This is a genomic window from Aurantimonas sp. E1-2-R+4 (genome assembly GCF_036549515.1).
Taxonomy (GTDB): domain Bacteria; phylum Pseudomonadota; class Alphaproteobacteria; order Rhizobiales; family Rhizobiaceae; genus Aurantimonas; species Aurantimonas coralicida_A.
This window is the reverse complement of record NZ_JAZHLK010000030.1, coordinates 43,841-51,468: the sequence shown is the minus strand read 5'-3', so window position 1 is coordinate 51,468 and position 7,628 is coordinate 43,841. Positions and strand designations below refer to the sequence as shown.

Genomic DNA, 7,628 nt, shown 5'->3' with positions numbered 1-7,628 from the left:
GTCGGCATCATCGGGGGCGAGAAGCTGGTTCGTGCCCTTGATACGGCCGACGTAATTTCCCTTCGTGACGCCCTGCAACGCCTGCCTTCAAACTACACGAAGCTGGCCGCGACCAAGGGGATGACGGTGCTCGAAGCCATTTCCTCTGGTGGACCCGTCATCTCGCCGAAGACGCAGGACAAATACTTCTCGATGTTCCGCTCCTTCCTTCGCTGGGCGTATGATGAGGAGCTGATCGAGAAGGTGCCGGGCGAGAAGGTGAAGATCACGGGGGTTGGGCCGAAGGGCCGTGACGGTCGTGATCCCTATTCCGTCGAACAGCTCAAGACGATCTTCTCATCACCGCTTTACGCCGGTCACCTGGGCTCGCAGCGCCACAAAGCAGGGCCGGAGGTGATCCGTGACGGTAAATTCTGGGTGCCACTGATTGCCCTGTATTCCGGCATGCGCATGGGGGAGATCGTTCAGCTCCTCGTCTCGGACATCAAGCAGGAGAAGGACGTTTGGTTCTTTGACATCTCGAAGGGCGAAGGAAAGTCGCTGAAGACGGCGGGGAGCGCGCGTCGCGTCCCGGTACATGACGTCCTGCTGAAGGGCGGTCTGCTTGAGCTGGTGGCCGACAAGCCCGGCACCCATCGTGTGTTCTCGGACATCGAAAAGGGGAAGGACGGTTACTTCTCGCATAACTTCAGCAAGTGGTGGGGCCGGTACTCCCGTCAGGTAGGCTTCAAGACCCCGAAGACCGCCTTCCACTCATTCCGGCACAATTTCACGGACGCGGTTTATGCGGCTGAAGCCCCTGAGCGTCTGGCGATGGCGNTTCAAGACCCCGAAGACCGCCTTCCACTCATTCCGGCACAATTTCACGGACGCGGTTTATGCGGCTGAAGCCCCTGAGCGTCTGGCGATGGCGCTTCTGGGTCATGCCGATAAGAAGGTCCACAGCCACTACGGCAGCGGCCCCAAGATCGATGAGCTGCATGCCGTGATCGATAAAGTGGAGTACCCGATTGATCTGAGCTTCTTGATGTCATAACCTCCCATAGCTGGGAGCAGAGTTTTTCGCTCTCTTAACGCCTTTCCCCGATCATGGGCCGTGACGAATTTCCACGGCTAGGGCATGCGGCGTGACGATCATCAAACTCAAGGTACCGAAGGGGCTTTCTAACAAGACCCAAACACAGCCGAAAAACGACCATCCCAATAGCCATACAAGCCCGCCTACAGGTCCCAAACCTGCTTCGGAACTTATACCCTTCATCGACAAGCTCACCGTCCTGGTGACACCTCACAGCAAGGGGATGGCCCAGGCGATCCATCAGACGATGGTAGGAGCGTGGGACGACAAATCGTTTCTGCAGCCAGCGCCGTGGCTGAATGGCTTCAACGGCGGGTATGCGATCAACCTGCCCAACCATGAGCACCAGCCCCGCCTGTACTATCGTCATGCCGCCGGTCTGGCCGAGAAGCTGAGGTTCGATTTCAACCCCTCTGCGCTCGGCCAGACCGGCATGGATGTGTTTAACGGTCAGCTGAAATCGGTAATGAACGACGGGTGGGAGTACGCGATCGAGCATGGGAAGATCACGCGGCTTGACGTCGCTGTTGATCTCCACGCGGTTCGTTTGGACGATTTCCTCTACCTCGCCAAGCAGGGGATGAAGAAGCAGGACTGGTCGACCGACGGCCACCTGGAAAACGTGGTCTACGGCGTCAGCAAGGGGAACCAGACCCTGATCTACGACAAGGAGGCCGAGCTGATCGCCAAGGGCGCTAGCTGGGAAGGCAAGACGAGAGTTCGTATCGAGCGCCGGCTTCGAAACCCGTCGATCACGCTGAAGGGGCTGCACAAGCTCAAGAACCCATTTGCCGGGACGACGCTCGTTCAGAACTTCCCGCCGCCACCGCCTGGGGGCAAGGAGTGGGAATGGAGCATGTTCGAAGACAGCGTCCGGTTCAGGGGCGTTGACAAGGCTTTGAGCCTCCTGCCGAAAGATAAGAAAGCCAAGTACCGCAAGCATCTGAAAGCGTGCCAAGTGACTTGGTGGGACGCCGAGGTCGTCTGGAACAACTGGCCAGCCACGCTGAAAGCCTTGGTGGTCGGTGACAAGGCCCATTTCGCCAAGATGCCATAGCCTGCTGTCCGGTATTGTCCCTTAGTTTTGTAAATCCCATCTCGGGGCGTGTTCCAGGGACATGGACGGTTTCCGACCGTGAACCGTCAATTTGAAAGCGTGTGGTTCGCTTATGAAAAGTACGAAACCATACCGAATAAGAGCCATTTCGCCTTCGGACTAGGTCGGCGCAATTGATTGCACACGGGCGGTTTTCGCCCCTGTTTCGGATATTTGTGTACACCTCCTTGCCCACGCTCGCCCATCAGCTAGCGTCAATTTGGGGTCTCTCGATCTCGACCTCCCTGCCACGGCAAGGAGGCCATGATGACAGACCTATTCCAACCCGAAATCCCGCTGACCGACGACGCGAAGAACAGTCCGCTGCCGAGCTTGAGGCCGCTACCCTGCGACCCCTGGGTGGCCAGTTCGACCGTCCACAAGGCGATCCGACGAGGTGACGCCGAGACCGCCGAACGCGCCATCCTGACGCTGATCCGTCATCGGGGGACCGGCATCTTTCGTCGCTTGATGGTGATCGCCTATGAAGACATCGGCATCGGCGCTCCCGATCTGCTGGTGACCCTCACCCGGCTCTGCACCGACGCCCGCCATCAACGTCAACATGGCGACACGCCGACGGTTGCCCGTTGGATGGTCCGTGCCATGGCGGCGGCTCCGAAGGAGAGGTCGAGCGACTACTTGATCTGCTCGGCGGTCCACCGGCCGAATTGGGAATGCCACCGCGAAACCGTCGGTGCGCTCAGCGTCAGAGAAAGGATCGCGGTTGCGACGGATGCCGAGCAGCCATTGGCGTTAAGGGCGACGGCGTCGTGGTTCGCCTCGGGCGTCGAAGCGGGCACCGAGAAGCGCATCGGCGGCGGTGATCTGATCGGCCTCATGACGGCCTATATCGATGCCGGCCTGCCAGAAGCGACGGGACTGGCCATACAGGCCGCTGCGAAGGCCACACGCGAGCCCATCGTCCTCATGCTGCCGCCGCTCCTCCAGGAGCTCAGACGGGGACGGAGTGAGCCGACAAGCCGATCAGTGCCGGTCCCACCCACGATGTTCGTGGATGGCGTCCCGACCTATGCCCTCGACAAGCACACGCGGGCTGGGCGTCAGGCGATCGTGACCTTCGCTCGTGAGAACCAGAATGCACGCTCGGCTCTTGAACGACACGTCCCCGAGTTCCGGCATAGGGACGCCGCGTATCTCGCGGCCTTCTACACCGACGCCATGCCAGTGGCGTATCGGTTCGAGTGGGATCAGGTGGATGAGCTTGAGACGCTGGGGCGCGAGACGGACCTGCTCTGGGCCGGCATCCCTGCCACCGGAATGGCCGACGTGCTCGACGCGTTTCGGGCCAATCTTGGCCATCTGAATGCGGTCCGAGCGGGCATCCTTGGATCGTCATCGGCCAAGGGGAATGCACGATGACGCCCGGTCTCTCCTCCGATAACCCTCCATTATCAGAGCCCAAAAAAGAGAAAAACGCGGGCGATAAACGGAAAATTAACGCGCCGGTCGGTAGAATTGCAATTGATTGCACGAACTACAAAGCCCCGCGTGCAATCAATTGCACAGGCGATGTCTCGCATTTTAACGATCTCTCACCAGTCGTCGCCGATCTGGTCGACAGCTCACTGTCTGCGAACAGCAAGCGGGCCTACCAATCCGACCTTGATCATTTCCTCGCCTGGGGTGGCATGATCCCGGCGTCGGCCGAAATGATCGCCGCTTACTTGGCCACCCACGCCGACGCTTTGACCCCGGCCACGCTGACCCGGCGGCTTGCCTCGCTGTCGAAAGCCCACGCGTTGAAGCGGGTGTCGAGCCCGACGACCGATGCACTCGTCAAGGCGACCCTTCGAGGCATCAGACGAAGGAACGGCTCGGCTCAGCGACAGGCCAAGCCGTTATTGCGCGATGATCTGTTCGCCGTGCTGGGGGCGATGGGCGACAGGCCGAAGGACATGCGCGATCGCGCCCTGCTGCTGATCGGGTTCGCTGGCGGCTTCCGCCGATCGGAACTGGTCGGTCTGGACGTCGCCGATGTGGAGACCGTGCGTCAGGGGCTCGTGGTCACGCTGCGTCGATCGAAGACAGACCAGGCCGGGGCAGGACGGAAGATCGGGATACCCCACGGCCGGACGCGGTGGTGCCCGGTCACCGCCCTGGAAGCATGGCTGTCGGCCTCCGGCATCGAGGCCGGCCCCATTTTCAGAGGCATGACCCGACATCGGCGCATCAGGGATCAGCGTCTGTCGGGAGAAGCCGTCTCGATTATCGTGAAGAAACGCTTGGCAGCGGCTGGCTTCGATCCCGAAGGCTTCTCGGGCCACAGCCTGCGTGCCGGCTTCGCCACCAGTGCCGCTCAGGCGGGTGCCTCGTCATGGAAGATCAGGCAACAAACCGGGCACGCCAGCGATGCGATGCTCAGCCGATATATCCGAGATGGCGAGCTGTTTGTGGACAACGCTGTCGCCGCGTTGTTGTGACCCCGTGACCGGTTGGTCCCGGCTGAGGTTCACAATTTTTGTAAGCAATAATTAGCACTTTCGTGTCCCCCTTAGAGATGTCCCGGGCACCTTATGTGGTTGAAAATGAAAGTGTTTATATCAATTTATCCCATAGGATGGGGCCGGCGTACCTCTACATCGAAATCGCTGGTGATTGCGCTGATATTCGTGGGTCTCATCCCTTTACCGATCTCGAGCGCATTGGCGTTTGAGGCCTCTTCGGTCGTCAGTGAGCGGTGTGAGATCGTAAAAGGAAGGCCGAGCCTTCACCGAGCAAGATGTCTCGGACCTGACGGGTATTCGATCCTGTTTATTGAAGAAGATAGGCAGTTCTCCATTTACGCGGGCCTTATCAATCGTGAGAAACGGCTTGATGTTCGGGGGCTCGGCGGCTGGCGAGACTGGAAGAATTGGAGCGGCCCCAGTGTGCGGCTGGTGGAATGGCGAATTCGGGACGGAGCACTGGTCGGTGCTATCATCGAGACGGTGCACGCTGCCAGTGGGGCGCGGTATCTTGTCGTGGTGTCATTATCCAATGCCGCTAGCTGTGTCTTGGCGTTGGTAAGAAATGACGGCCCCAGTGAAAGAGCGCAAGCGCGCGACGAGACGGACTTCAGAGCGTCTGGCATCGCGTGCAAAGCCAACACCACGACTTTAAATGTTCCGCACGCACGACCGACTACCGGCTCCTTCTTCTCAAGACCTGTCGTCCAAACAACTGTCATCGGTTCTCCTCGCGATGACATGGGATATTTAGCCGACGAGCGTGGGTGGGAGCGCGGCGGGTCTCAATCCCGCTGTCCCAACGGCACATCCGTGGCCTGCCCCCCCCAGGTAAACGATCGGGATGCCAGCGAGAACCGAACCATCGCCGGTCTGGGAATAATGGTGTTTACATCAATCATCATTTTTCTGATCACAGCGCTCCGGAGGTACGCCGCGAAGAGGGTCATCCGGCAGAAATTTGAGGAGAGCCTCAAATTAGCGGAGGATCGGAACGTGAGCCCTAAAGATGAGGAGCGCAGAGCCCGTTCTTCCAGACGGAGATCATCTTCTGGTCGTGAGGGAAATATTGTTCTTAGAGATGAAGGCTAGCTAGAGGGATAGACGCATGATTTTTCATCACACGCTTCAAAGTCCACGATTGCTGGAACTTGCGCGGGGCGGCATCTCTGGCTGGACGGACATCCCACATGTTCGCAATAGCCTGCGGCTCATCGTCGGGGTGATAACAATTGCGACATTACTTGCGCTGGCTGCTGGTTTCGTTTGGGCGACAGGCGGCACAAAGCTCGCATATGTCCACTCGCTTTATGTCCCGATCCTTGTCGCGGCTTTTCTGTTCGGACTTCCTGCTGGCGCAGCCACCGGCCTGGTCGCCGGCCTCCTTGTGGGTCCGCTCATGCCCCTCGATGTCGATGCAGGCACTTTCCAAGACGCTGCCAATTGGACCGTGCAGATGGGCTTCTTCACGTTCATCGGGGCACTCGCGGGGGCACTGTGGAGCGCGCTCATGCTGCAACTTAACACCGCCCGACATCTCAGTCGGCACGATCTCATGACCGGTTTACCGAACAGGCAGTCTCTTCTGGATCATGTTGATGCCAAAATTCAGTCGGACCGCCGGACGGATGGAACTTTTGCGATCTTGAGTATCAAGCTCAGGCATGTCGACCGGACCGCCGCCAGCTTGGGATACGCTCAAACCAATGCCCTGTTGACCGGGACAGCCTCCCGATTGAAGGAGGTTCTCTCCAATGAGGCGATGCTCTATGATCTGGGTTACGGTGCGTTTGCCGCCGTCGTACCGAGTGCTGTGTGGGATGATGCTCCCCGTCTGTGTCGCATGATACTCGACGTTCTACATTCGCCGTTCGCAACCGATGCCACGCCGATGCTGGCGGGGGGGAATGTCGGGATTTCGTCCTACCCGAGCCACGGTAAGACGGCTCTGGACCTGCTCCGAAGTGCGACCGCCGCCTTGCAAGAAGCGATCGATGCGGGCGAGCCATACGCCGTCTATGACGATGAGAAGGACAGAAAGTACAGGTCCATCTCGCGGCTCTTACCGGACTTGCAGGCCGCATTGGCCAAACCCGAGCAGATTGCGCTGCAGTTTCAGCCCAAGGTGGACTTGTCCACGGGTATCTGCGTCGGGGTGGAAGCACTTGCCCGATGGAAGCACCCCGAGCTCGGCATCGTTTCACCCGGGGACTTCATTCCTCTGGCCGAGGAAACCGCCCTGATAAAACCGCTCACGGAGCGCATTCTCGACGCCAGTTTGGCCGCGGCTTCGGCTTGGAGGCGCGACGGACTGGTCCTGCCTGTGGCCATTAACGTCTCCATTCGTAACCTGGAAGACCCGTCCTTTCTCGGCACGTTCAAAAACTTGGTTAAACGGCACGAGGTGCCTCCGTCGCAGTTGGAACTTGAAATCACCGAAACGGCGCTCGCCACCATGCCATCGGCGATTATCAGCGTGCTCGGTGAACTCCGGCAGCTCGGGGTCAGGATCGCGCTGGACGATTTTGGGACCGGCCACTGTTCGCTCACCTATCTCAGGGACCTTCCCGCCGACACGCTTAAACTCGACCGCTCATTCATGGACAGTCTGCTGTCCGATCAGAAGACGCAGATAATCGTTGCTGCGGTCATACAGACCGCTCATGCACTAGGTTTCCAGGTTGTCGCCGAGGGGATCGAAAACGAACAAACATATGGCAAGGTTCGAGATTTATCCTGCGACAAAGGCCAGGGCTTTTACATAGCCCGGCCACTTTGGGGGTGCGATGTACGAGATTGGATTTCCCAAAATCGGCTGGTTCAGGTGTAGGCGTGACTTTGGAAATCAGCCGGCTTACTGGTACGATTTCGTGATACAGTCTCGCCGAGGTCAAGGCGCATCTGTCGGCGACAACACCTGGAATGCTTGAACGCGAGGAACGGGGTCCTTCTCCCTTCCTCTCCGCCACGCCTAAGTCATTGATTT

General features: G+C 59.1%; 5 protein-coding genes. All 5 read left to right on the top strand.

Translation table 11 applies throughout. From position 1 onward, the window contains the following. Positions 1-120 precede the first annotated feature (120 nt). The 5 genes from VQ045_RS14325 to VQ045_RS14305 all read left to right on the top strand — a co-directional run bounded on the left by VQ045_RS14325 (position 121) and on the right by VQ045_RS14305 (position 7,472). Positions 121-888, top strand: a complete 768-nt coding sequence (locus VQ045_RS14325; RefSeq protein WP_442879875.1) for a tyrosine-type recombinase/integrase — start codon at positions 121-123, stop codon at positions 886-888. Between the two features lie 239 nt (positions 889-1,127). Continuing rightward, positions 1,128-2,135 (top strand): hypothetical protein, encoded by a 1,008-nt coding sequence (locus tag VQ045_RS14320; RefSeq protein WP_331830572.1) that lies wholly within the window; start codon positions 1,128-1,130, stop codon positions 2,133-2,135. Between the two features lie 306 nt (positions 2,136-2,441). After that, on the top strand, positions 2,442-3,557 hold the full coding sequence (locus VQ045_RS14315; protein WP_331830571.1) for a hypothetical protein: 1,116 nt from the start codon (positions 2,442-2,444) through the stop codon (positions 3,555-3,557). Next, positions 3,554-4,618, top strand: a complete 1,065-nt coding sequence (locus tag VQ045_RS14310) for a site-specific integrase (RefSeq protein ID WP_331830570.1) — start codon at positions 3,554-3,556, stop codon at positions 4,616-4,618. The genes VQ045_RS14315 and VQ045_RS14310 overlap by 4 nt, the downstream gene beginning before the upstream one ends. Positions 4,619-5,750: 1,132 nt before the next feature. Beyond that, positions 5,751-7,472 carry a putative bifunctional diguanylate cyclase/phosphodiesterase gene (locus tag VQ045_RS14305; protein ID WP_327649703.1) on the top strand — a complete coding sequence of 574 codons (1,722 nt, stop codon included), beginning with the start codon at positions 5,751-5,753 and terminating at the stop codon, positions 7,470-7,472. Positions 7,473-7,628 lie beyond the last annotated feature (156 nt).